A 22,726-nucleotide genomic window follows, 5' to 3' on the forward strand; every position below is an offset into this window, starting at 1 on the left:
GGCCCTGCTGGGCGCGTTGCTGATGGTGCTGGGGCTCACCTCCACCGTCGCGTACGGGCGCACCGACGACCGTGCGGCGGCCGGCGGGACCACGGCCGCCGCCCAGGTGCTCACCTGGACGGCCAGCTCGCGCACCGACCGGTACGCGAGCTTCCCGACCACGGCGGTGGCCGGGCCGACGACGCTCGTCTTCGAGAACAGCGCGGCGACCGGCAACGACATCGGCATGCCGCACACGCTCACCTTCGACGTGTCGGACCCCGAGTACAACCACGACGTCCCGGTCAACATCCTCGCCAACCCGGGCGACGACACCGGCGGCCGGCACACCGTCGACGTCACCCTCACGCCCGGGCGCTACCGCTTCTTCTGCAGCATCCCCGGCCACGGCCAGATGCAGGGCATCCTCACGGTGACCGAGCCCGGCGGCGAGGACACCACCGCGCCCACCACGGCGGCCGAGGTCACGGGCCAGAAGAACGCCGACGGCGCCTACGTCGGCTCCGCCACGGTCGCCGTCAGCGCGACCGACGACGGATCCGGTGTGAAGACGGTGGAGTACGCGGTCGGCCAGGACGGCCCCTGGCAGCCGTACACCACACCGCTGGTCGTCGACCAGGTCGGCGCCCACTCCGTCCGCTACCGCGCCACCGACCAGGCGGGCAACGTCGCGGCCGAGAAGTCCGTCGCCTTCGACGTGGTCGCGCCGCCGACCGACGACACCACCGCGCCGGAGACCTCGGCGACCGTGAGCGGCGAGAAGGACGCCGACGGCAACTACCTGACGATGGCCACGGTCACCGTCACCGCCTCGGACACCGGATCGGGCGTCAACACCATCGAGTACGCGGTGGGGACCACCGGCGCCTGGCAGACCTACACCGCGCCGGTGATGGTGCACCAGGTCGGCTCGCACACCGTCCGCTACCGCGCCGCCGACAAGGCGGGCAACGCGTCGGCCGAGAAGTCCGTCGCGTTCACCGTCGTGGCGCCGCCCACCCAGGACACCACCGCGCCGCAGACCTCGGCGACCGTGACCGGCACCAGGAACTCCAACGGCGCGTACATCACCAGCGCCAAGGTCACCGTCACCGCCACCGACGAGGGCTCCGGGGTGGACCGGATCGAGTACTCCCTCGACGGCGGCCCCTACCTCGTGTACTCCGCCCCCGTCATCGTCGACCGGATCGGCTCCCACACGCTCGCCTACCGCGCCACGGACAAGGCGGGCAACACCGCCACGGCGCGCGAGGTGACCTTCACCATCGCGCAGGGCGGCGGCGTCCCGGCGCCCAACTGCCCCGAGTACGACGAGCGGCTGACCGTCATCGTCGGCACGGTGGACTCGGGTGTGCCGAACCGGCTCACCCGCAGCCGCTGCACCATCAACGAGCTGATCGAGGACGAGAAGGACTGGTCCTCGCACGCCCTGTTCCTCAAGCACGTCGACGGCGTGCTCGACGGGCTGCTCGCCGACAACGTCATCGACCAGCGCGAGTTCAACAAGATCACCAAGGCCGCCAAGCAGTCGAAGATCGGCAAGCCCGGCCAGACGCAGGGCTACCGCGACCTGTTCGACGGCACCGAGGCCTCCCTGGCGAAGTGGGAGCAGGTCGGCGGCGGCCGCTTCACCCTCTCCGGCGACGGCGCCATCACCAGCAGCACCACCGTCCCCGGCATGGGCATGCTGTGGTTCCCGGAGCGCAAGTACGGCGACTTCTCGCTCAAGCTCCAGTTCCGCGACGACGCCCCGGGCACCGGCAACGCCAACGGCGGTGTCTTCATCCGCTTCCCGGACGTCCACGACCACCCCGAGGAGTCCCGCCCCGAGTGGGTCGCCATCAACTACGGGCACGAGATCCAGATCCTCGACCGCCCCGACGGCGACATGTACAAGACCGGCTCCGTCTACGGCTTCGACCGCGTGGGCCTCGGCGGCGCCGGCGTGACCCCGAAGGGCACCTGGAACGACTACGAGATCCGCGCCGAGGGCCAGCACTTCACGGTCCTGCGCAACGGCGTCGTCATCAACGAGTTCGACAACGTCGGCGGCCAGGTCTTCACCCCGCCGCGCGCCGGGGACCCGGGCACCGACGGCCGGCGCTACGCCACCGGCTACATCGGCCTCCAGGTCCACAGCACGACGGACGTGATCTCCTACCGCGACATCCGCATCAAGCAGTTGTGATCCGCCATCCCTGACCGCTTCCCGGGCCCTCCCCGCACCCGCGGGGAGGGCCCACCGCGTCGCCCGGGCAGCCGGTCCCGGGACCGGTCCTCATCTGGGCACGACACCGCCCCAAGCGGTAGAACCTTGGCATGCCGAGCTTCGAGGTCACTTCGATAGGTACGGTCCGGAACGACCGGACGGACGTCCAGCACACGGACAACTGGGGCGCCGTCCGCAGCACGATCACCGTCGACGAGCGCTTCGGCGAGGCGTGCCTGCAGGGTCTGGAGGGCTTCTCCCACGTGGAGGTCCTCTTCGTCTTCGACCGGTTCCCGGAGAGCGACGACCACCGCGAACCCCGCCCCTACCGCGGCCGCTCCGACCTGCCGCCCGTCGGTGTCTTCGCCGGCCGCGGCCCCCGCAGGCCGAACCGCATCGGGGTGACGTGCTGCGCCATCGAATCGGTCCACGGCCGCGAACTGACGGTGGTGGGCCTCGACGCGGTCTCGGGCACCCCGGTCATCGACCTGAAGCCGACGATGGTGGAGTTCCGCGCGGTGGACGTCAAGCAGCCGGAATGGGTCGGCGATCTGATGTCGGAGTACTTCCAGCCGTAGCCGGCGCGATGAGGTCGTGGGCGAGGGTGTCCAGGACCCAGGCGAGTTCATGGCGGCTGAGCGGACCGGCCGGCAGGGCCCGTACGCCGTGGGCGGCGCCGAGGAGGGCGCCGGTGACGGCGGCGACGCACGCGCTGTCAGGCGCCGCGGCGGCGAGGTGGAGGGCGTCGCCGATCTGGTGCCGGTGGGGGAAGGAAGCGGCGCAGTAGAGGGCGCCGCGCAGCGCTGAGGGAGCGGTCGCGTCCGGGGCGAGGGCGGCGAGCCGTCGCGGGTCGGCCGGGTCGTCCGTGGCCTGCCGGTACGCCGTGTGGAGGTCGCCGGGAACGCCGGTGTCGCCGAGGGCGTCCAGGCCGGCTCGCAGGGCGATGTGGAGTTGCGAATGCTCGGCGAACAGGGGTTCCTGGGCCTCCGCAGTGCCGGTCAGGCAGTGGTGGAGCAGCACGGTCGCGTGGGCCGCCGCGGAGTCGGCGGCGATCTCGCGTGCCCAGGCGGCCGCTTGGGCCGGGCCGTGCGTGGCGCCGGTGACGGCGACGGGGAGGACGGCGGGGAGGACGGTGGCGAGGACGGTGGCGAGGAAGTCCGGCTCCTCGCCGCGCGGTTCGGCCAGTGCGGGGACGCGAGCGAGCCAGCCGTCCGGCTGGTGGCCGCCTGCCTCCTGGAGGGCGGCCCGTCGGCCGTGGGCGCGCCGCACGGCTGACGGGAGATGACCGGTGCCGTGCCGGGCACCGGTCCGTGCGCGGATGATGCCTTCGACGGTGAAGCAGGCCAGTTGCGTGCCGGCGCCGGCCCTCAGCGGGCCGCGGTCCGGCAGTGTGCCCTGGGCGGAGCCCCGTGTGTCGCCCAGGGCCAGGCCGAGCAGCAGCCCGCGCACGCGGGACAGTGTGTACCGCGGCAGTGGCGGCCGTTCGCCCTCGTGCTCCGGCTCCTCCTCGGGGTCGGAGGTGTCGATGCCGTCGGCGGCGTCCTCCTCCGGGGAGGCGGCGCGCGCCGCCGGCACGGCCGCCGCGGGGGCTTTTGTGCCGTACGCGGCGGCCGGGGCGGGTGCCGCGGTCAGTGCCCGTAGGGCGTCGCGGAGTTCAGGGTGGGCCGGCACCGGGTACGACCCGCCCGGCGCTCCGCCGGCGAGATGGCTGTAGACGGCGGCGACGGCGGCGGTCCGGCTCTGCCCGGCCGACGAGTGGAGCAGGACCTTCTTGCCCGCGCGCCGCAGCCGCAGCACCTGCCGGGCGGCCTGGTCCAGCACGAAGGCGAGGTTGGCGTTGTCTCCCGGGCCGTCCCGCAGCCACACCTGTATGTGCTCGACGTCGGCGCCGGGCAGCACGGGCGCCGTTCCCGTACGGCACAGCGACACCACGGCGTCGACCGGGACCGGCTCGGCGCCCTGGGCCAGGGCCAGGTTGCCCAGCATCACACCGGGGTCGTGCGGGTGGGCGACGGCGAGGCCGGTGGGGGAGTGGGACGGCAGCGGCATGCGCGGTGCCGAGGGCCAGCCGTCATCGTCGTCGGCCCCGTCCCTGGCGGTGAGGACCGCGAGCCGTACCAGGTCGGGCCCGCTCAGGCCGGGCCAGCCGTGGACGGCCCGCTGCCAGTCCAGGGGGATGCCGGAGCAGCCCCAGCGCGCGCCGAGCAGAGCGCCGGCGATCGCCGCGACGGTGTCGGTGTCGTGACCGGCCCGTACCGCCGCCGCCAGCGCCTGCCGCAGGTGCCCCGCGGGGAAACGGCCCTTTCCGGGGTCGAGTTCGGGCACGGGGGTACGGGTGATCGCCGACCAGGCCGCCTGGAGCGCCCGGACGACCCAGCCGTTGTCGGCGAAGTGCCCGGGCGGCGCGGCCTCCGCCTCGTCCAGCCGCTTCGCCCATGTGTCCCGCCGTACGGGCGGGAGGAGGTCGAGCCCGGCCCGCACACCGTCGAAGGTGCCGTGCAGCACGGCGGTGCGGATGCCGGAGCACCACAGGACGCAGGCGTCGGCGCAGTCGGGGTCCGGGTGGGTGAGCGCGCTGACCGCGGTGGCGGCCTCGGCCATCGCGGCGGCGTCCCCGAGGTTCGCGAGCGCCACGACCCCGGTGCGCATCAGCGAGCCGTTCCCCGCGGTGAGCCGGTGCCCGGCGGCGTACCGGCGGGCGGCCTCCCGCAGCGCCTCCGCCGGGCTTCCGGGCAGCGCTTCGGAGGCGCCCAGCACGGAACGGGTCTGGGCGCCGACGTCGCTGGCCCCGCCGTCCACCCAGTGCCGGAAGCCGGCGGCGATCGCGTCCAGGGCCGCGGGGCTGCGCAGGTCCGCCCCGGTCGCCGCGACCTGGGCGACGCACACCTGCGTCTGGGTGTCGTCGGAGTACTCGCCGGGCCGGTACGGCCCCAGACCGCCGCCGATCATGCCCGGCTGCTGGTCCTCGCGCAGGGTCGCCTTGAACTCGTAGGGCACGCCCAGCGCGTCACCGACGGCGGCCCCGAGCAGCACCCCGGCCGCGCGGTCGATGCCCCGGGCGTCGAGGCGGGGGCCGGGTGTGCGGGTCATGGCGGGTCAGCCTGGCACGTCGGCCTGCCTGTTCTCAAGGCGCCGCCGTGGGGCGCGCAGGAGCGTCCGATCCGACGGGTCGTCAGCTAGCGTGGAAGGGTGATCAAGCAAGCCACCGGGGAACGCCGCGCGCGGAGCGCGTACGTCGCGGCGTCGGGCGTGTTCGCGGTCGGCATGGCGGGCACCACGCTGCCGACACCGCTGTACGGGCTCTACCGGGAGCAGATCGGCTTCTCCGAACTGGTCGTCACGGTGGTCTTCGCGGTCTACGCGATCGGAGTGATCGCCGCGCTGCTGGTCGCCGGGGACTTCTCCGACGTCCTCGGCCGGCGTCCGGTGCTGTTCGCCGCGCTGGGCCTGTCGCTGCTGAGCGCGGTGTGCTTCCTCTTCGAGAGCGGCCTGCCGCTGCTGTTCGCGGGGCGGCTGCTGTCGGGGTTCTCGGCCGGTCTGCTCAGCGGGGCCGCGACGGCCGCGGTGCTCGAACTGGCGCCCCCGGACCGGCGCGCACGCGCGGGCCTCGCGGCCACCGCCGCCAACATGGGCGGCCTCGGCTGCGGGCCGCTGCTGTCGGGGGTCCTGGCGCAGTACGCGCCGTGGCCCCTCCGGCTGCCCTTCCTGGTGCACATCGTCCTGCTGCTGGCGGCCTACGCCGTCGCGCGCGCCCTGCCCGAGACGGTGGCGGTGCGCAGCCCGCGTCCCCCGCTGCGTCCTCAGGGCATGGTCGTCCCGCCGCCGACGCGGGCGGCGTTCGTCCCCGCCGGGCTGGCGGCGTTCGCCGGCTTCTCCATGCTCGGCCTGTTCACGGCGGTGGCGCCGAGCTTCCTCGCCATGACGCTGGGGGAGCACAACCTGGCCGTAGACGGCCTCGTCGTCTTCTCCGTGTTCTGCGCGTCCACCGCCGGGCAGATGCTGATGGGCCGTCTGGGCGTCCGGCGCGCACTGCCGGCCGGATGCCTGGCGCTCACGGCGGGCATGGCCGTGGTCGCGGCCTCGCTGGTGGTGGAGTCCCTGCCGGTACTGGTGGTGGGTGCCCTGGTCGGCGGCCTCGGGCAGGGGATGTCGTTCCGCGCGGGCCTGACCGGCGTGAGCGCGGTGGCCCCCGACGAGCACCGCGGCGCGACGATCTCGGCCTTCTTCGTCGCCGCCTACGTCGGCATCTCCGTACCGGTGGTCGGGGTCGGCGCCCTGAGCCTGGCGCTCGGACTGCGGGACGCGGGCGTGGTCTTCGCGCTGTACGTGATCCTGGTGTCCGCCGCCGTCGGCGTCTTCCTGCTGCGCCGGCCGCTGCGTACGCGGTGACGTGACGGAGGCCGCGCAGCGCATGCGGGGCACCGGAACCCCACCCCGCACCCGCACCTGACACCGCGCTTCGACCCGAGCGCCGCTCCAGGAATCAGCGCCTCAACCGACATGCGCCGCTGCGCTGTTCGAGGCTGTCAAGATCTGTTCGAAATCTCAGGGATGTGATCGTATTCGCCCAGGAAAACGCAAGGAGGAACAGTGCTGTTCACCACGGCCCGAAGAACGGGCTTGGCGGCTCTGGGCACCGCCACCGCCGTACTCGTCACTCTCCTGAGCCCCGCGTCGGCGGGGGCGGCCGCGTCCGCCGCACCGCCGGAAGGGCCGCCGGCCCCCGCCGGGGGTCGGGTGAAGACCGTGACCCTCATCACCGGGGACAAGGTCGTCGTCACCCCGGGGACCGGCGGCGCGCGGGACTCGCTGAGCGTCGAGCGCCGTCCCGGGGCCGCCGGTTCGGTGCGCATCGTCACCGAGGCGGGCGACACCTACGTCTACCCGGACGACGCCCTCGCGTACGTGGCGGCGGACCGCCTCGACAAGCGCCTCTTCAACGTCACCGGGCTGATCGCGCAGGGCTACGACGACGCGCACGCCCCGCGGCTGCCCCTGATCGTCACCGGCGGGAACCACGCCGCCCTCCGCCGCGGCGGCTCCGCCCTGCCCGGTGCGGAGACCCGCCGCGATCTGCCCTCCGTCGGCGGCGCCGCCCTCGCGGCCGACCGGTCGGAAGCGGCCGATGCCTGGGCCGTGCTCACCGCGGGCGGCGCCGGCTCCTCCGGGCAGGAGGCGACCGGGTCCCGCCGTGCCGCCGCGGTCCCGTCGTTCACCGGCGGCATCGACAAGATCTGGCTGGACGGCAGGACGAAGGCGACGCTCGCCGACACCACGGCCCAGATCGGCGCGCCGCAGGTCTGGGAGTCGGGGGACACCGGCTCCGGCGTCAAGGTCGCGGTGCTGGACACCGGCGCCGACACCGGGCACCCGGACCTGAAGGACCGGATCGTCGGCACCCGCAGCTTCGTTCCCGACCAGGACGTGCCGGACGGCAGCGGCCACGGGACCCACGTCGCCTCCACCGTCACCGGCACCGGTGCGGCGTCGGACGGCAAGGAGAAGGGCGTGGCCCCCGGCGCCGACCTGGTGGTCGGCAAGGTGCTCGGCAACCGCGGCGAGGGACAGGAGTCCTGGGTCATCGGCGGCATGGAGTGGGCCGCGCGCACGGAGCACGCCAGGGTCGTCAACATGAGCCTGGGCAGCGCCGAGCCGAGCGACGGAACGGACCTGATGAGCCGGAGCCTCAACGCGCTGAGCGCCGAGACGGGCACGCTGTTCGTCGTCGCCGCCGGCAACAGCGGCCGGGGGTCCACGCCGTACACCATCGGTTCCCCGGCCGCCGCCGACGCCGCGCTGACCGTGGGCGCGGTCGGCCCCTCCGACGACCTCGCGTTCTTCTCCAGCGTCGGACCGCGGGTCGGCGACGAGGGCGTCAAGCCCGACCTGACGGCCCCGGGTGTGGACGTCCTGGCCGCCCGGTCGCAGTACGCGAGTGGGGGAGAGGGCCCCTACACCACGATGAGCGGGACCTCGATGGCCTCCCCGCACGTCGCGGGCGCCGCGGTCCTACTGGCGCAGCGGCATCCCGACTGGCCGGGCAGCCGGTTGAAGGACGCCCTGATGAGCACCAGCAAGGCGACGCCGTACCTGACCGCCTACCAGGGCGGTTCGGGGCGTGTCGACGTCGCGGCCGCGGTCCGCGCCCGGGTCACGGCGACCGGTTCGGTCTTCCGCTTCCTCCGGTGGCCCAACGGCGGCACCGGCCCCGTCACGCAGGGGATCACGTACCACAACTCCGGGGACGAGCCGCTGACGTTGCGCCTCGCGGTGGAGGCGGGTGCCCCGGACGACGGCGTGTTCTCCCTCTCCGCCGACCAGGTCACCGTGCCGGCCCACGGCAGCACCGTGGTGGAGGTCGGCGCCGACCCGTCCGGCCTCGCACGGGGCGACCACACCGCCCAGGTCGTCGCCCGCGACGCCACCGGCGCGGCGGTCGCCCACACGGTCGCCGGCATCGGCCTCGAGCCGGAGCGGTACGACCTCGGCATCACCATGAAGGACCGCTCGGGCGAGCCGATGAGCGGCTGGATCCACCTCAAGGGCGCCCTCAGCAGGTCCACCACCGCGTACGAGATCCCCGCGAGCGGGGAGCTGACCCTGCGTCTGCCCGCCGACACCTACACGGTGGTGTCGTACGCGGACGTCGTGGGCACCCACGGCCCGAGTTCCCGCGGCATCGCCCTGCTGAGCGCCCCCGAGGTGGACCTGACCGCGGACCGGCAGGTCGTCCTCGACGCCTCCACGGCGCACCAGGTGCGGGCCGTCACACCGAAGCCCACCACGCTCGTGAACACCCGGCTGGACTTCTTCCGCTCCTTCACCTCCACCGAACCCGGCCCCGCTGACTACGGCGCGGTCAGGGAGAACGTGATCGTCGGCCCGGGTTACGACAGCGTCTGGGCCCAGCCGACCGGCGCCAAGGTACGGCACGGCAGCTTCGTGTTCGCCACCCGCCTGCGGGCCCAGCAGACGCCGCTCGACCTGTCCTACGGCGGCGGCAGGATCGACGACGCGCTCGCCCAGGAGGGAAGCGCGGCCCTGCCGGACGGCACGTCGACACCGGACGCGGTGTTCGCCGGCGCCGGTTCGCCCGAGGAGTTCGCCAGGGCGCGAGCCCGCGGCAGGGTCGCCGTGGTCCGCCACAGCGCCGAGGTCGCGCCCTCGGAGCAGGCGTCGGCCGCGAAGGCGGCGGGCGCCAGAGCGCTGCTCGTGGTCAACGACGGAGTGGGGCGGCTGGCCGCCTGGTACGGGTCGCCGGACTACACCGCCGACTCGGACGTGCCCGTGGTGTCGGTGACCAAGGACGAGGGCGAGGCACTGATCGCGAGGATCGCCTCGGCGCGCGAGCACCGGGTCGGACTCCGGGTGGCGGCCCACCCGTCCCCCTCGTACCTGTACGACCTGGTCAAGTACCACGCGGGCGCCGTGCCCTCGGACGTGGCCTACCGGGCCGACCCGGACCGCCTGGCGCGCGTCGACGTCGACTTCGCCCAGCCGCGGGGCAAGCAGGCCCTGGAGCGCAGGACGGACTACCCGGCGTACGAGTGGGCCGCGGGGTACTCCTTCGGACTCGAGCCCATGGCACCCGGACGGCGTACCGACTGGGTGACCGCGGGCGAGGAGGCCACGTGGCAGCAGACCGCGTCGGTCAGCGGCTGGGTGGGCGCGACGAACAGTCCCACGTCCTACCGGCGGGGCAGCGTCCAGCAGGAACGGTGGCTCGGCCCGGTCCTGCGGCCTCGCATGTCCGACGGCGACTCCCAGGTGCGGGACGACACCTCCCTCTCGCTGGTCGTCCCGGGCTGGAGCGACTCGGGCGCCCCGCACACGGGCTCCGCGGGAACCGAGACGATGACCGCACGCACCTCACTGCTCCAGGGCGGCACCACGCTGCTGACCACCGACAGCGCCTACGTCAACGCCTTCGACCTGCCGGCCGAGTCGCTGCCGTACCGCCTGGTCGTCGACACCGCGGGTGATCCGGCGCTGAGCCCGTACTCGTCGAAGACCCACACGCAGTGGGACTTCGTCTCGGGCAAGGCGCAGTCCGGGACCGTGCCGCTGGTCCAACTCGACTACGGCACGGAACTCGACGCCGCGGGCAGGGCGCGCCGCACGCAGGAGGTCACCGTCACCCCCTCGGTGCTCGGCACGTCCGCGAAGGACGCGGTGTCCTCGGTCCGGCTCGAGGTCTCCTACGACGACGGAGCGTCCTGGCACCGCCAGGACCTGAAGGTCCGTCAGGGGTCCTGGCGGGCCACCCTGCACGCCCCCTCCTCGGCCGCGTTCGTGTCGCTGCGCACCAGCGCCACGGCACGCGCCGGGGGATCGGTCGCGCAGACCGTCATCCGGGCCTTCGGCCTGAAGTGACGCCCGGGGGCCGGTGCCGCGCACACACCGCGGCACCGGCCCCGCGGGCCCCGGCGTCCGGCCGGGCGCTTTCGTCCCGCCGCGGTGCCATACTCCGGTGCATGCGGGGGGACTTCGCCAAGACAGTGCCCAAAGTGCCGTGTCTCATTGCCGTCTGCTGCCCGCTCCTGACGCTGGGCGTCGCCTGGTTCCTCTACGGCCAGGTCCGGGGCGCCGACCGGATCGACGCCTCGCCCGTGCGGGTGGACGGCGTGATCGAAGAGGTGACGTTCGGCAGGGGCACGAGTGCGCGTGTCGGGTACGAGGTCGCCGGGCGGCCCCTTGCCGACCGTGACCTGCCCGTGTCGCAGATGCCGGGCCGCGTCGCCGTGGGTGCCCACCCGTGCCTGGAGGCGGCAGCGGACGACCCCCGGTCGGTACGCCTGTGCGGCCGGCGCTACCCGGCAGGTGACGACATGCCGCCGACCGCCGTCCTCGGCATCGGCGCCGGCGCCGCCGGCACACTCTGCGCCGCCGCCTTCGCGGTGTCCGGGTACCGCGACCGTTGCCCGCAGGCCCCCGGACGACCGGCCTCGGCCGGACCGCCCGCCGCGGAAGCGGGTGTCCGATGACGCACCCGGGAAGGAGCGGGGAACTCCGCCTGCCCGCCGCGTGGGGGGCAGGCACGGCCGTCGCGGCGCTGCTCGTCATCGGCCTCGGCCTCGCCGGGAGCTACCACGGCGGCATCATCGGCGCGCTGCTGCTGGCCGTCCTCGCCGGCACGGCGGGAGTCCTCCCCGCCTACGGCCTCGCCCGTGTGTGGCGGACCCGCGACCACCGCACCCCCGGCTGGCTCGTCCACCTGACCGCCGCCCTCGCGTGGTCGGCCACCCTGTCGCTCCTCACGAGCGCCGTGCTCCTGGGGCTGCCCCACGGTTGGGGAACGGCGCTGTCCTGGAGCGACATACGCCTGCGCACCACGTGGATCGGCGCCGTCGTAACCCCCTCCGCCCTCGGCGCGTACGCCGTGACCCTCCCCGTGGTGCCCAGCCGGACCGGCGACCCCCGCAGGGGCGGCCGTCACCGCTGAGGTGTCCTACGAGGGGACATGACCTTTGACGGGCGATATCTGGATGTTTATTATCCAGATATGCGAACGGGTAAGGGCGTCGAGTGGGCGGTGCACACACTGCTCAACCTCGCGTGGCTCGGGGACGGCGAGCCGGTCCCGACCGCGCAGCTGGCCGCCGGTCACGATCTGTCGGCGTCCTACCTGAACAAGCAACTCCAGCAGCTCGTCAAGGCGGGGCTGCTGGAATCCGTGCCGGGTGCGCGGGGCGGCTTCCGGCTGGCCCGCCCACTGGAGGCGGTGTCGATGCTGGACGTGGTCCTCGCCGTCGAGGGGGACGACCCCCTGTTCCGCTGCGCCGAGATCCGCCGCTGCGGCACGATCGGCGAACGGGTGCCGGCGGGCGGCTTCCGCCGCCCCTGCGCGGTGAACAGCGCCATGGGGCGGGCCGAGCTGGCCTGGCGGAAGGCGCTGGCCGAGCAGAGTCTCGCCGAGGTGCGGGCGGAGGCCGAAGCGCACGCTCCCGCGGTGGGGTCGTACGTACGCGGAGGGCTCGGGCGCGACTGAGCCCGCTTCCGGTGCTGGGCGCCCCTTTGCTCCCGCGGAGCTTCATTCAGGATGAAAAACATCTCGATTTTGCCGGATGTGGGGGCGAAGGAGGTCACGCCAGCATGAGTCTCACGCGTATACCCAGGTCGCCCGAGGTGCTCGAGGCCGAGTGGGAGACGCACCGGCCCGCCGTCTTCGGGGTGGCGTACCGCCTGCTGGGAAGCGTGGCCGACGCGGAGGACATCGCCCAGGACGTGTGGCTGCGGGCGGCCGGAGCGGACCTGCGCGACATCGGCGACCTCCGGGCCTGGCTGGTCACGGTCGCCGCCCGACGGTCGTACGACGTCCTGAAGTCCGCGCGCGCCCGCCGGGAGACCTATGTGGGGCCGTGGCTGCCCGCGCCGTTGCTGACGGGGCCTGACGCGTCGGAGCCGGTGCTCGTCGACGACTCCGTCGGGTCGGCGATGCTGCTCGTCATGGAGGAACTGAGCCCGCCGGAGCGTGTGGCCTTCATCCTCCACGACGTCTTCGGCCTCGAGTTCAGCCGGATCGCCGACGTGCTGGACGCCTCCGCACCGGCCGCCCGCCAGCTCGCCTCGCGGGCCCGGCGCAAGGTGGCCAAGGCGAGGCACTCGACGCCGCAGGCGACCCGGGCGGAGCGGGAACGGCTGCTCGCAGCGTTCCGCGCCGCGTACGAGGCCGGGGACATGGCCGGGCTGGTGCGGCTCCTCCACCCCGAGGCCGTGTACGTCACGGACGGCGGCGGCGAGGTCTTCACGGCGCGCAAGCTGGTCCACGGCGGCACGCGCATCGCCAAGCTGATGGTGGGGGTGTGGCTCCGGTGGCGTCCGGACCGCGTCGACCTCGTCGAGGTCGGCGGCGAACCCGCGCTCCTGCACCGCCGCGCAGGCCGCGTCTTCTCCGTCGACACGGTGGAGATCGAGGACGGCCTGATCACCGCCTACCGCAGGGTCCTCAACCCGGCGAAGATCGCACACGTCTGACCCGTGCCACCGGACGGCACCCCGCCGCGCGTGACGGCGGACCTTCGACGAGGCTTACCCGGCAGACCACACCCAGAGGGGACATCCATGACCGAGCAGCAGCGCGTGAACATCGGAAAGCAGCACCCGGACAGCTACCAGGCGCTCCTCGCCCTGTCCACGGTGGTGGAGGAGAGCGCCGCCGCGGCAGGCCTCGACCCGCTCCTGGTCGAACTGCTGAAGATCCGCACGTCCCAGATCAACGGCTGTGCGTTCTGCCTGCGGATGCACACGCGCGACGCCCTGAAGAAGGGCGAGAACCCGGACCGGATCGCCGTGCTGCCCGCGTGGGAGGAAGCCGGCTACTTCTCCGGGACCGACCGCGCCGCCCTGCGCCTGACGGAGGCGATCACCCGCGTGCCGGAGGGGCACGTGAGCGACGCGGACTACGAGGCGGCCGCGGCCGTGCTCACCGCCGACCAGGTCTCGGCGGTCGCCTGGCTGGCGACGGTGATGAACGCGTTCAACCGCGTCGCGATCACCAGCCGCTACCGGGTCGCCGGCTGAGCCGCCGCCCGGCGTCCCGGGCGGGGCCGACCGGTCCGGACGTACGGTTGAGCCATGAGCGCTACACCGGACGACGGTGCTGCTCAGGCGTACGCGAGCACCGCTGCCGACGCCGCCGGGCCGACGTGCCGGGCGGAACTGGACCGGCTGCTGGAGCTCGCCGCGCGGGACACCGGCGCCCACGCGGGCGCGCTGTTCCTGCTGAGCCCCGAAGGACCGTCGCTGCGGCTCGAAGTGACCACGGGGATGCCGGCGGAGTACCTCGCACCCTGGTTCGGGGTGGCCCTGTCCGCCCACGTCCCGGTGTCCGACGCGGCGCGCGACAGACGCCTGGTGTGGCTCAGCAAGCCCCAGGAACTCGCCCGTCGTTACCCCCGCACGGCGATCGCCCTGCCGTACCACTTCGCGGTGGCCGCGGCACCGGTCCTCGACGGCTCCGAGACCTGGGGGGCGCTCCTGCTGTTCTGGCCCTGCTGCGACGCCGCCGAGCTCGCCGGACCCAGCCACGAGCGGGTCGCCGCCGCCTGCCGGCGCCTGGGGCGGTTCCTGCGGGACGCCGCGGACGCCGGGCACCCGGTCACCCCCGCGGCGTCCCCGCGGACCCTGGCCCAGCCGCCCGCCCAGGAGTGGGAGCCGTCCGAGGCACAGGCCGCGGCACACTTCGCCGAACGCCTGCCGGGAGGCAGCTGCACCCTCGACCTCGAGGGCAGATTCACCTACCTGAGCGCCACCGCGGCCCGTCTGCTGGGCGGGACCGTCCCCGGTCTCCTCGGCAGACGCCCCTGGCAGGCCCTGTCCTGGTCTACCGACCCCGCCTTCGAGGACCGCTTCCGGGCGGCCGTGGTCAGCCGGCAGCAGGAATCCTTCACGGCGACGGTCCCGCCGGACCGGCGGCTCGCCTTCGATCTCTACCCCGACGCCTCCGGGGTGAGCGTCCGCATCGTGCCCTACGGTCCCGACCGCGTCCGGAACGCGGTGCGCCCCGGCACGGCGGCACCCCGCGGCGCGCCGATCGCCCTGGGCGAGCTCTACCAGGTGCTGCACCTGGCCGCCGCCCTCTCCGAGGCCGTCGGCGTGGGCGACGTGGTCGACCTCGTCGCGGACGAGATGCTGCCGACCTTCCGCGCCCGGACCCTGGCCCTGGCCCTGTTCTCGCCCGTGGACGGCGCCCTGCGGTTCGTCGGCTGCCGGGGCTACAACCCCTGTCCCGCGGAGATGTTCACCGGAGCGGCGCTCACCTCCCCGGCCGCGCTCGGGACCCTCGCCGAGGGCGTGCCGGCCTTCTTCGCCACCTTCGAGGAGATGCTCGGCGCCTATCCGCGCGCCCCCCGCCGGGAGGGCCTGGACGCCTGGGCCTACCTGCCGCTGATCGCCTCCGGCCGGCCCGTGGGCCTGTGCGTCCTCGCCTTCGACCGGCCCCACCGATTCTCCGGCAACCAGCGGACCGTGCTGACCGCACTCGCGGGGCTGATCGCCCAGGCGCTGGAGCGTGCCCGCCTCTACGACACCGTCAAGGAGCTCGCGGAGACCCTGCAGGCGGCCATGCTCCCCGACTCGCTGCCGGACCTCCCCGGACTCGACGTCGCCGCCCGCTACCTGCCGAGCGTCCGGGGCATGGACATCGGCGGCGACTTCTACGACCTGGTCCGGGTCGACGACACCACCGCGGCCGCGGTCATCGGCGACGTCCAGGGCCACCACGTCAGGGCAGCGGCCCTCATGGGCCGGATCCGGCCCGCCATCCGCTCCCAGGCCTTCGCCGGGGCCGCACCGGCGCAGGCCCTGCGCCAGGCCAACCGCCAGTTGCTGGACCTGAACCCGGGCCGCTTCGTCAGCTGCCTCTACGCCCGGCTCGACCTCGCGCGACGCCGGGCCCTCCTGGCCACCGCCGGCCATCCGCCGCCGGTGCTGCGCCACCCGGACGGGCACACGGAGGTCCTCACCGTTCCGCCGGGGGTGCTGCTCGGCATCGACCCCGAGGCGGACTACCCCACCACCGAGATCCCCCTGGAGCCCGGCACCGTCCTCGCCCTGTACACCGACGGACTCGTCGAGACCCCCGGGGTCGACCTCGACGACGCCATGGCCGGGCTCGCCGCCCGCCTCGCCCGTACCGCCCCCCAGCCCATGGACCGGCTCGCCACGGACCTGATCGACCACGCGCGCCGGACCGGCCCCCGCACCGACGACATCGCGCTACTGCTCATCAGGTCCGTCGCCGCCGCGTAACACGCGCTCCAGACACGCCGGGTGACGGATCGTCAGCGGATGGGGCGCCGTCCGGGTGCCGGCCCGCCGACCGTCCCTGGCCCGCGAGGCGGCCCCCGCCGGTGTGACAGCTGCGCCGGGCGCGACGTGCTGAGCGCGTCGTCCGGCTGAGCAGTAGCGTGGAAGGGGTCCTTGAGCTGCCGATGTCCACGGCGCGCTTGTCCATCGTGAGGTCAGTGACCATGCCGAACAACGAAACCAGCGGGTCCGGACAGGGCCGCTCCGGGGCTGCCGCGGACCAGGTCCCCTGGGAATCGTGCATCACCACGCTGCTGGAACAGGAACCGCCCTTCGTCCCCGAACACCCCCAGGCGATGACCCTGCTCGTGCAGTACCCGCCCGGCTATCCGGGGATCCCCCCGCACCGGCACACCGGTCCCGCGTTCGGGTACGTCATCGAAGGCGAGATGCTCTTCGAGCTGGAGGGCGAGCCGGAGCGCCTCGTGCGGGCAGGCGAGTCGTTCTGGGAGCCCGGCGGCGACGTCATCCACTACCAGGACGGCAACAACCAGGACGACCAACCGCTCCGTTTCGTCGTGGTGATGCTCTGCGAGAAGGGCAAGCCCATGCTCACGTTCGTCGACGACCGGGAACTGGCCGGTCGCCGGGACCGCCGCGCACCGCGACCGTCCTGATCCCGGTCGCCGGTGAGCATCCGGGTCAGGGGCGGCAGCCGCGGCCCGGAATGGGCCATGAACTCCTCGGAGTCCGCCCAGCCGCTCTCCTCGGGCCGGCCTGTCACACCCGTACGGGCCACGTCGTCTCCCTGACGAGACCCGGGAAGACACCCGCCTCGCGGACCACTCCCCCACGCCCTCGAACTTCGACGAGGTTGCTGCGTGCGGCCGCGTTGTGTGGTCTTGTACGAGAGGGAGGATGCCGTATGGACGTGGCCAGCGACGCGGTGCCGATCGCGGTGCTGCTCGACGAGCGCCGGCATCTGCTGGATGTCGCCCACCGCATGTCGGGCAGCCGCAGCGATGCGGAGAGCGTGATCGACGAGACCTATCGCCGGTGGTACGCGCTGTCCGACGCGGAGCGCGCGGCCATCACGTCGCCCCGTGCCTGGCTGTCGACGACCGCGGGCGGCATCTGCCTGGGCGACCCGGGCACGCCCGACGGGCACCGCGGCCCCGGGCGCGACGGCCCGGAGGCGAGGTCGAGGTACGACGAACTCACCGCCATCGCGCGTCGGCGGCTCCAGGCACAGCGCTCCGGTCCGTCGGGCCCGCTGGAGCACGACGCGGCCGTCCGCGCCGTCGGGGAAGCCTGCACGGCGGGCGACGCCGGGCTGCTGGCGTCCGCGCTGTCACCCGACGCCATGGCCGTCTTCGACGGCGGCGGCAAGGTCCGGACACTGGTCCGATCCGTGCACGGCAGCGAGCAGGTCACCCGCAGCCTGCTGACGCTGCTGGGCCCCCACCCGCGCACCACCCTGACCGCCCAGTCCGTGAACAGCCGTACCGGACTCGTGGTGCGCTGCGACCACACCGTGGCCGCGGTCATCAGCCTCGACGTCACCGACCGCCGCGTGGCGCAGGTCTGGGCCGTGCTCAACCCGGAGAAGCTGCGCCGCTGGAACCAGCACCCGGAGCGAACTCCGGGCGCCTGATCCGTCACGTCGGTGCGGGCCGTGTCGTCTCCCTGGCGGGAACGTGATCGCGACGATGCGCCACCGCCCCCGGGCGCCCTCCCGCAGTGCGGCGCCACCGACACGTGCAGACAGAATGGAATTCAAGCGTGACGACGATGCTCGACCGCTATTTCGAGATCGTGGACTCCGCCGACGGCGGCCACTCCCACCTGGACGACCTCAGGGACGTCTTCGCCGAGGACGTGCTGCTGATGCACAGCGGGGACATGGTCCAGGGCCGCGAGCCCGCCGTCGACCTCCACCGGACGCTGGCTGCCGAGTGGAAGGAGTCCACGCACCAGTGGACGGCTTCCGTGGCGGCGGACGGCTCCATCACGGGCACGTGGAGCCGGGCCGGACTGGACGTCCGGGGCAACGGTCGCTCCGGCAGCGGACCGGTCTCCGTCTCCCTGGGCCCGGACGGGCGGATCTCCCGGCTCCACCTGACGCTGACCGCCGGGTCGGACCGCGCCCGGGTGCTCATAGCCAAGCACCTGGAGGTCTGGATGACTCCGGACCCGGCCCGGCGTGCCGAGGTGATGGAGGGCATCTACACCGAGGACATCACGATCATGGAGCCCGACCAGGTCATCGTGGGCCGGGAGGCCATCAACGCGTACATCACCGCCGTGCAGCGTCAGGCGCCGCCGCTGAGCGGCCTCATCACGGGTCACTCCCAGAACCGGGAATTCATCCACTGGGCCTGGGACTTCGGCTTCCCTGGCGGCAAGTCGGCACTGGGATCGGAGATCCTCCAGCTCGACGGGGACCTGATCGAGAAGGTCGTCATCTTCAGCGCCGACATGGACGTCGTCACCGAGGGCCTGCGGTAGCGGCGCTCCGGCACCGGTCCGTGGAAGGCTCCGCGCACGCAGGGTGCAGGCGTGCGCGGAGCCGGCGGCCCGTCCGACCCGCCCGCACGGCGAGGGTCGCCGACCCTCCCGGGGGACACGGCCTGCCCCGTGGGTCCGCGCACCGTGACCGGCGCCGTGGATGCCGTAGTGCCCCTTGGGGCGTATGGTCCGTTTATGGGACCAGAGCGGTGCTGGGGCCGCGGGGCTCTGCGGCACGGACGGACGGCTCGGCGGACCCGGTACCGCCGGTGGCCTGCCCGCGTGTCCCGGCACGACGGCGACGGGGGCGAACGCGGTGACCCGGCATGACGTGAAACCGTTGACAGGCGGCATGCGGCGCTTCGCCGGCCTGTTCGAGGGTCTCGTCCGGGACACCGACACCGCGGTGGGCATGCTCTACGTGCTCGCGCCGGGGGAGCGGACGCTGGAGCTGGTGGCGTTGTCCGGCACGTCCCGGCGGATCGCCGCCCCGTGGGCACGGATCGCCCTGGACGACGCGGCGCCGGTGGCGCAGGCCGTGCGGGAGCGGTCGCTGGTGTGGGTGGGGAACTCCACGGAGCTGGCGGAACGCTTTCCCCGGGTCGCGCTGGTGGCGCCCTACGAGATCATGCTGGCGGCGGCGCCGATCATGGACGGCGACGTGATGTGGGGCGGCGTGTGCTTGCTGTGGCCGATCTGGCACGCGCCGGTCCTGAGCCCCGGGGAACGGGACACGATCGGCATCTTCTGCGGCAGGTCGGGGCGGCTGCTGAGGCACTACTCGGACCGGGGCCACCCCGTCCTGGCCGGCGCGGACGCGCTGATCCTGCGCGCGGTACGGCGTCGGGAGCCCAGCCGGGCCGAGGCGCTTGCGGCCTACGACTTCGCCGAACGGCTGCCGACCGGGTGCTGTTCGCTGGACCTGGAGGGCCGGGTCAGATTCCTCAACGCCGCGGCGACCGACCTGCTGGGCGTCGGTGCGGCGGACCTGAAGGGCTCACGCCCGTGGGAACGGCTGTTCTGGCTGGACGGCCCGGCGTTCGAGGACGCGTACCGTGCCGCCGTCATCACCAAGCAGACCACCTGGTTCACCGCCCTGCGTCCACCGGACCTGTGGCTGTCCTTCCGGCTCCACCCGGGACCCACCGGGATAAGCGTCAGCATCGCCGGCTCACCGCGGGAGCAGATGGACGCGGCGGAGGAGCCCGTGGTCCCTGCCGGCGTCTGCGGCCCGGTCGGCGCGTCGGCCATGTACCAGTTGATGTACCTGGCCGCGAGGCTCACCGAGGCGGTGGGCGTGCAGGACGTGGTCGACCAGGTCGCCGACCAGCTCATCCCGGCGTTCGAGGCCCAGGGCCTGGTCGTGCTCCTCGCCGAGGGCGGGCGCCTGCGCCTGGCCGGCTACCGCGGCTACACCGACGAGTTCATGGCCCGCATCGACGGAACGCCCCTGACCTCCGGCATCGTCACCGCCCAGGCCCTCAACCGCGCCACCCCGCTGTTCTTCTCCAGCTTCGCCGAACTGCACCGCGCCCACCCGGAGGCCCTGCGCTTCCGGCACAGGGACGCCTGGGCCTTCCTGCCGTTGATCACCTCGGGCCGCCCCGTCGGGCTGCTCGTCCTGTCCTACGACCGGCCCCGGCCCTTCCCGCAGTCCGAGCGCACCGTCCTCGTCGCACTGGCCGGGCTCATCGCACAGGCCATGGACCGCGCCCACCTCTACGACACCAAGCACCAACTCGCCCGCACCCTGCAGGCCGGCCTGCTGCCCAAGGAACTGCCCCGGGTGCCCGGTCTCGACGTCGCCGCCCGCTACCTGCCGGCCGGCCACGGGAGCGACATCGGCGGTGACTTCTACGACCTCATCCACTGCGGACCCCACTGCGCGGCCGTCACCATCGGCGACGTCCAGGGCCACAACCTGCAGGCCGCCGCCCTGATGGGGCAGGTCCGCATCGCCGTCCACGCCTACGCCACCGCCCACTCCTCACCCGGCGACCTGCTGGCCCGGACCAACCGCCTGTTGGCCGACCTGGACCCGGGTCTGTTCACCAGCTGCCTGTTCGTCCACATCGACCTGCAGCGGCAGGTCGCCCGGCTGGCCACCGCCGGTCACCCCCCGCCCCTGATCCGCCATCCCGACGGCCGCGCGGGGATCCTCGGACTCACGCCGGGCCTCCTGCTGGGTATCGCACCGGACGGCGAGTACCCCACCACGGAGATCCCCCTGCCCCCGGGCACGATGCTGGCGATGTACACCGACGGCCTCGTCGAATCCCCCGGCGCCGACGCCGAATTGGCCGCGGCCGACCTGGTGCGGCATCTGGTGGCGGCGGCCGACCAGGGCGTGGACGCCGTTGCGGACAGTCTCCTCGAACACGCCCTGCGGACCGCCCCCGGTACGGACGACACGGCACTGCTGATCGCGGCCCCCTCACCGGCGAACGGAGGATAGGCCCATGACCCCTTGGCGAAGCGAGAGGAAACGCGGCACGGGGAGGGCGGGGCGATGACGGCCGCCGGCTCCCGCGAGTACGACGCGGTCGTCGTCGGGGGCGGCCACAACGGCCTGGTGGCGGCCCTGTACCTGGCGCGGGCGGGGTGGTCGGTGGCCGTGCTGGAGCGCAACGCCGCCGTGGGCGGTGCGATCGCCGGTGGCGAGGTGACGCTGCCCGGGTTCGTGCACGACCTGTACTCCACCAACCAGAACCTCTTCCTCGGCTCCCGGGCGTACGCCGACTTGGGCACCGAACTGGCGCGCCACGGGCTGCGGTTCCGCACCACGGACCGCCCCTACGCCAACGTCTTCCCCGAGGGCCGCAGCCTCCGGGTGTACGGCGACTACGCGCGCACGATGGAGCAGCTCGCGGCCCACGACGCCGGGGACGCCGACGGCTTCGCCGGCCTGTACCGCGAGTACCAGCGGTTCGCGCCGTACCTGTTCGCGCTCTACGGATCCGCGCTGCCGTCGCGGTCGGCGGCACGCCAGGTGCTGAGCCTGCTGCGCCACCACGGCGTGCGGGGCGCGGGCGACCTCGCGCACACGCTGCTCATGAGCACCCGGGAGCTGGGTGAGGTCTGGTTCGCCACGCGCGAGGCGCGGGCGATGGCGGCCTGCTGGGGCATGCACCTGGACTTCGCCCCCGACGTGTCCGGAGGAGCGATGTTCCCCCTCCTGGAACTCTTCGCGGACATGGAGAACGGCATGTCGGTCGTCGAGGGCGGCGCGCAGCGGCTGCCGCAGGCGCTCGCGGCCGTCCTCGCCGACCACGGCGGCGAGGTCCGCACCGGTGTGGAGGTCGAGCGCGTGCTGTGCCGTGACGGACGGGCCGTCGGCGTGCGTACGGCGGACGGCGGCACGATCACCGCGCGGCGCGCGGTGATCGCCAACACCGCTCCGGCCGCGCTGTACCGGCACCTGCTGGAACCGGAGGAGGTGCCGGAGCAGGTGCGCCGTACAGCGGACCGCTTCCTGTACGGCCCGGGCACGCTGATGCTGCACCTCGCGCTCGACGGCCCGCTGCCGTGGGCGGCGGGGGAGGAGCTGGCCGGTTTCGGGTACGTCCATGTGGCGCCGTACGTCGACGACCTGGCGCGCACCTACACCGAGTCCCAGGCGGGGCGGCTGCCCGCGGACCCCCTGCTGATCGTCGGGCAGACCTCTTCCGTGGACCCGACACGCGCCCCCGCGGGCCGCCACGTCGTGTGGATCCAGGTCCGGACGATGCCCACCCGCATCCGTGGTGACGCGGCGGGCACGATCCGGCAGACCCACTGGCCGGATGTCGCCGAGGCGATGACGGACCGGGTACTGGCCAAGCTGGAGCGCTATGCGCCCGGCAGCCGGGCGCGGATCGCCCACGTCACCGCGTACACCCCGCAGGACCTGGAAGCGGCCGATCCCAACCTGGTGGGCGGGGACAGCACCGGGGGCAGCCACCACCTGGCGCAGAACTTCCTGTTCCGGCCGATGCCCGGGCACGGCGGCTACCGCACGGCGGTCCCCGGCCTGTACCTGACCGGTGCCGCGACCTGGCCGGGCGCGGGGACCAACGCCACGTCGGGCCTGCTCGCCGCCCGCCGGGTGCTGAAGGACGCCCGGCGGCGGGTCGGACACCGCCGTGCCCGGACTGACTCAGCGGTGCCGGCGCCGTAGCGGCCGGCAGCCGCATTCCTCGGCCTGCGGTGTGCTCAGGGCGCTGTGGAGGCCGTGCACAGCGGCGTCCAGGCGGGCCGGCGCCGGAAGGCGGGGCAGTTCGAGGG

Annotated in this window: 16 protein-coding genes; 15 read left to right on the top strand and 1 reads right to left on the bottom strand. The window is 73.7% G+C overall.

All coding sequences use genetic code 11. The features are described from left to right. Positions 1–22 precede the first annotated feature (22 nt). Together PV350_RS13230 and PV350_RS13235 are read left to right on the top strand one after the other, a co-directional pair. Positions 23–2,188 carry an OmpL47-type beta-barrel domain-containing protein gene (locus PV350_RS13230; RefSeq protein ID WP_499517041.1) on the top strand — a complete coding sequence of 722 codons (2,166 nt, stop codon included), beginning with the start codon at positions 23–25 and terminating at the stop codon, positions 2,186–2,188. A 131-nt stretch (positions 2,189–2,319) separates the two neighbouring features. After that, a complete protein-coding gene (locus tag PV350_RS13235; protein ID WP_499516224.1) occupies positions 2,320–2,787 on the top strand; it encodes an SAM-dependent methyltransferase in 468 nt (155 codons plus the stop codon). Here PV350_RS13235 and PV350_RS13240 read toward each other — a convergent pair. Then, positions 2,735–5,299 carry an ADP-ribosylglycohydrolase family protein gene (locus tag PV350_RS13240; protein WP_499516225.1) on the bottom strand — a complete coding sequence of 855 codons (2,565 nt, stop codon included), beginning with the start codon at positions 5,297–5,299 and terminating at the stop codon, positions 2,735–2,737. The genes PV350_RS13235 and PV350_RS13240 overlap by 53 nt on opposite strands. Before the next feature lie 174 nt (positions 5,300–5,473). On the opposite strand from PV350_RS13240, the gene PV350_RS13245 reads away from it, so the two are divergent. The 13 genes from PV350_RS13245 (at position 5,474) to PV350_RS13305 (ending at position 22,619) form a co-directional block, all read left to right on the top strand. Continuing rightward, a complete protein-coding gene (locus PV350_RS13245; protein ID WP_500333879.1) occupies positions 5,474–6,598 on the top strand; it encodes an MFS transporter in 1,125 nt (374 codons plus the stop codon). Positions 6,599–6,955: 357 nt separating this feature from the next. Next, positions 6,956–10,582, top strand: a complete 3,627-nt coding sequence (locus PV350_RS13250; RefSeq protein ID WP_500333866.1) for a S8 family serine peptidase — start codon at positions 6,956–6,958, stop codon at positions 10,580–10,582. 134 nt (positions 10,583–10,716) lie between these two features. Beyond that, positions 10,717–11,193, top strand: coding sequence for a hypothetical protein (locus PV350_RS13255; RefSeq protein WP_500333868.1), 477 nt, complete (start codon positions 10,717–10,719; stop codon positions 11,191–11,193). Then, positions 11,190–11,651: a hypothetical protein gene (locus tag PV350_RS13260; protein WP_500333870.1), complete on the top strand. Its 462-nt coding sequence runs from the start codon at positions 11,190–11,192 to the stop codon at positions 11,649–11,651. Before PV350_RS13255 ends, PV350_RS13260 begins: the two co-directional genes overlap by 4 nt. 60 nt (positions 11,652–11,711) lie before the next feature. Further along, positions 11,712–12,197 carry an RrF2 family transcriptional regulator gene (locus PV350_RS13265; protein WP_499516230.1) on the top strand — a complete coding sequence of 162 codons (486 nt, stop codon included), beginning with the start codon at positions 11,712–11,714 and terminating at the stop codon, positions 12,195–12,197. Between the two features lie 104 nt (positions 12,198–12,301). Continuing rightward, positions 12,302–13,183, top strand: a complete 882-nt coding sequence (gene sigJ / locus PV350_RS13270) for an RNA polymerase sigma factor SigJ (RefSeq protein WP_500333872.1) — start codon at positions 12,302–12,304, stop codon at positions 13,181–13,183. An 87-nt stretch (positions 13,184–13,270) separates the two neighbouring features. Then, positions 13,271–13,729 carry a carboxymuconolactone decarboxylase family protein gene (locus PV350_RS13275; protein WP_499516232.1) on the top strand — a complete coding sequence of 153 codons (459 nt, stop codon included), beginning with the start codon at positions 13,271–13,273 and terminating at the stop codon, positions 13,727–13,729. A gap of 54 nt (positions 13,730–13,783) precedes the next feature. Continuing rightward, positions 13,784–15,958, top strand: coding sequence for a SpoIIE family protein phosphatase (locus tag PV350_RS13280; RefSeq protein ID WP_500333874.1), 2,175 nt, complete (start codon positions 13,784–13,786; stop codon positions 15,956–15,958). Between the two features lie 221 nt (positions 15,959–16,179). Beyond that, on the top strand, positions 16,180–16,632 hold the full coding sequence (locus PV350_RS13285) for a cupin domain-containing protein (RefSeq protein WP_499516234.1): 453 nt from the start codon (positions 16,180–16,182) through the stop codon (positions 16,630–16,632). A 248-nt stretch (positions 16,633–16,880) separates the two neighbouring features. Next, the gene (locus PV350_RS13290) at positions 16,881–17,609 is read left to right on the top strand and encodes a sigma-70 family RNA polymerase sigma factor family protein (protein WP_499516235.1); all 729 of its coding nucleotides are present in this window, start codon (positions 16,881–16,883) and stop codon (positions 17,607–17,609) included. 128 nt (positions 17,610–17,737) lie between these two features. Further along, positions 17,738–18,463 (top strand): hypothetical protein, encoded by a 726-nt coding sequence (locus PV350_RS13295; protein WP_500333876.1) that lies wholly within the window; start codon positions 17,738–17,740, stop codon positions 18,461–18,463. A 331-nt stretch (positions 18,464–18,794) separates the two neighbouring features. Then, positions 18,795–20,918 (top strand): SpoIIE family protein phosphatase, encoded by a 2,124-nt coding sequence (locus tag PV350_RS13300; protein WP_499516237.1) that lies wholly within the window; start codon positions 18,795–18,797, stop codon positions 20,916–20,918. A gap of 54 nt (positions 20,919–20,972) precedes the next feature. Continuing rightward, entirely contained in the window at positions 20,973–22,619 is a 1,647-nt protein-coding gene (locus tag PV350_RS13305) for a phytoene desaturase family protein (protein ID WP_499516238.1), read from the top strand. Positions 22,620–22,726 lie beyond the last annotated feature (107 nt).

Source organism: Streptomyces sp. PA03-6a (assembly GCF_033792765.1).
In the GTDB taxonomy this organism is placed as follows: Bacteria; Actinomycetota; Actinomycetes; order Streptomycetales; family Streptomycetaceae; genus Actinacidiphila.